Origin of the sequence: Sphingobium sp. ba1 (genome assembly GCF_000743655.1) — a bacterium.
Lineage (GTDB): Bacteria > Pseudomonadota > Alphaproteobacteria > Sphingomonadales > Sphingomonadaceae > Sphingobium.
The window spans coordinates 2,928,407-2,931,193 of sequence record NZ_JPPQ01000069.1; the positions used below are offsets into that span (position 1 = coordinate 2,928,407).

Here is a 2,787-nt window from a genome sequence, read left to right on the forward strand (position 1 = left end):
GGCGCGCGCCATTCATGATGTGTTCCGCCCGATCGTGGAGGCGCGCTATGAGGGCTGGCATGCGCGCGGGCAAGCGCCGCATCGCGACATTCTCCAGTCGCTGATCGAGGCGAAACATCCCGAAACCGGGGAATCCTTCACCTGCAATCAGGTGATGGAGCAGGTGTCGACTATCTTCCTCGCGGGGCATGAGACATCGGCCAGCACCATGACCTGGGCGCTCTATATGCTCGCCGAATGTCGGCATATTCAGGATCGGGTGCGGGCGGAAATAGCGGCTGTGGCGGGCGACGCGCCGCTGACCGCGCCTATGCTCAAGGAAATGGGGCAGTTGCGCAATATCTTCCGCGAGACGCTGCGCCTCTATCCGCCCGTCTCCTTCCTACCGCGCGAAGTCACTTGTCCCATGGATATGCGCGACAAGCATCTGGAGACTGGATCAATGCTGGTGGTCGCGCCGTGGCTGACCCAGCGCAACAAGGATAATTGGGCCTGCCCCCATGCCTTCGACCCCGATCGCTTCGATGATCCCGCCAATGCCGACATGGTGAAGCAGGCCTGGTTCCCGTTCGGCCGGGGGCCGCGCGTGTGCGTCGGGGCGGGCTTTGCCCAGCAGGAGGTGATGACGGTGATCGCGGCGGTCGTGCGGCGCTTTGCCCTGAGCGTGCCGCCGGGGTTCAAGCCCGAACCGATCAGCCGCCTGACCATTCGGCCGAGGACGGGGATGCCGTTGTTGTTCGGGGCTGTGGGCGATTAAGTGAGGGCTACGCCCCTCCCGCCATCTCCTCCTCCGGCACGACATCGACCATCAGTTGCAGGCTTTGCCCGCCGCCGCCGACGAACAGCCCGTCCATCGGCGCGACGTCGGCATAGTCGCGGCCCATGGCGACGAAGAGATGGCCGTCGCCGGTGATGACGCCATTGGTGGGATCAAAGCCGATCCAGCCCCGCGTCCGCCCGCACCATAGCATGACCCAGGCGTGCATCGCGTCCGCCCCGATCAGGCGCGGCTTGCCGGGCGGCGGGTAGGTGCGCAGATAGCCGCTGACATAGGCGGCGGGCAGCCCGGCGAGGCGCAGCGCCACCACCATGACATGGGCGAAATCCTGGCACACGCCATGGCGCGCGGCAAAGGCGTCGGCGACCGGGGTGGCTGCGTCGGTGCTGCCTGGTTCATAGCGAAATTCGGCGCGGATGCGCTGCGCTAGGTCGAGCGCGGCGGCGACGATCGGCCGGTCAGGCGACAGGCCATCGCCGACCCAGGCACCGATGTCAGCCAACAGCGGCGCGCGCACCGAGGCATAGAGATAATGGGCGGGTGCCGCTGGTCCCATGTCGCGTTCGGCCAGCGCCGCCTGTGCCACTGCGCCGATGGTGGGATCATCCGCTTGCGGCACGATCGCGCCGCCCTGCACGCCGATGCGGAAGCGGCTTTCGATGGTGAGCTGGCGGATCGGGCTTTCGATCACCAGCCGGGCGACATGGACCGGCCAGGCACCGGGGCGCGAATCGATCGCCGACGGCAGCGGATCGACCTCCAGCGCATAGTCGGACGTCCATTGTCCCGGCCACGGCGCGGGCCGCAGCCGCAGGTTGAAGCGGGCCAGCCGCATCGGGCTGGCATAGCGCAGGATGGTGCGGTGCCGGACATGGTAGATCATGACAGCAGGTCCATCGTCTCGGTCTTGCGCACTTGCAGGAAATAGCGCTGGCCGATCGCGTCGGAGAGGCCGAGCAGCCGGTTTTCGACATCGGCGATATCGGCCATGGTCAGCATGTCGCCGGTCAGCGGCGCGAGCCGCGCCACCAGCGCATCGGCGCGGCGCAGCGGTTCTTCGGGCATGCCGTCGGCGCGCAACGTGGGCAGCGCGGCGATATGCTCTGCCAGTCGTGCCGCCTGATAGACGATGGCGCGCGGATTATGCGGCTCCAGCGCGACGAGATCGCGCACCGGCGGCAGCGCCGGGCCGGTCAGATAGCGGGTGCGATAGCTGATCTGGCTGTCCTGCAGGTCGAGCAGCACGGTCAGGTCGTCGGCGCTGGCCCCGTCGCTGCCGAACAGGGTGACGAGGTGACAGCCATTGATCGCGCGCTCCATCCGGCGGCCCATATCATGGAAGCGCCAGGCTTCGGTGCGCGCCATATTCTCCGCCGCCAGGCCCGACAGCGCGGAAATCCGCTCGATCATGCGCGAGGTGGCGTCGAGCAGCGTCTCGGTCACCGCGCCGTCGAAGCGGGGCAGTGGCAAGCGCACCAGCCGCCACACGTCGCTGGCCAGCCGGTCGCGCAGCCCTTCGCCGATATTGGCGACCCGCCCCATCAGCGTCCGCACGCTGCCGCTCTGGTTGGCGTCGCCCAGCGCGATGGCGCAAAGCGGACCGACCGCGCCGCGACTGCCGGGGATCGCGCCCCACAAAGCCAGTTGCCCGACCAGCCGCGCCATGGTGGGTGAGGCAAGCGAGGGGCCGATGTCCGCCTCGATCGATCCGCCAACGATCGCGCGGATCAGCCGCAGCGTCATTTCGGTGCGCTCGATATAGCGGCCCAGCCAGAAGAGATTGTCCGCCGCCTTAGCCGGCAGCATCCCGCCCACCCGCCGGATCGCGGGCGCGCCGCCCGATCCCAGCAGCGTGTCGGGCGGCACGGGCTGGCTGTCGATGACGCACATGTCGGCGGACATGTCGCCCCGCCCCATGAGCGCGGCGCGGATGTCGCCATGGCCCGCGAGGCGCGCGAAAGCACCCGGCATCACGCGCCATTGGCCGAGCGCATCGCGCGCCACGAACA

General features: G+C 68.4%; 3 protein-coding genes. 1 reads left to right on the plus strand and 2 read right to left on the minus strand.

Features of this window, described 5'->3' with window-relative positions:
• Nucleotides 1-757 (plus strand): cytochrome P450 (locus tag IL54_RS17440; protein WP_037479093.1); only part of this gene is annotated, 757 nt, incomplete at its 5' end.
• A 7-nt stretch (nucleotides 758-764) separates the two neighbouring features.
• Here IL54_RS17440 and IL54_RS17445 read toward each other — a convergent pair.
• Together IL54_RS17445 and IL54_RS17450 are read right to left on the minus strand one after the other, a co-directional pair.
• On the minus strand, nucleotides 765-1,661 hold the full coding sequence (locus IL54_RS17445; protein WP_037477314.1) for a transglutaminase family protein: 897 nt from the start codon (nucleotides 1,659-1,661) through the stop codon (nucleotides 765-767).
• A partial coding sequence (locus IL54_RS17450) for an alpha-E domain-containing protein (RefSeq protein ID WP_037479096.1) occupies nucleotides 1,658-2,787 on the minus strand: 1,130 nt, incomplete at its 5' end. The genes IL54_RS17450 and IL54_RS17445, both read right to left, overlap by 4 nt.

What these genes read in the sequence shown, in the direction of transcription:
- IL54_RS17445 (WP_037477314.1), bottom strand. Translation starts at nt 1,661, where the DNA reads ATGATCTACCATGTCCGGCACCGCACCATCCTGCGCTATGCCAGCCCG.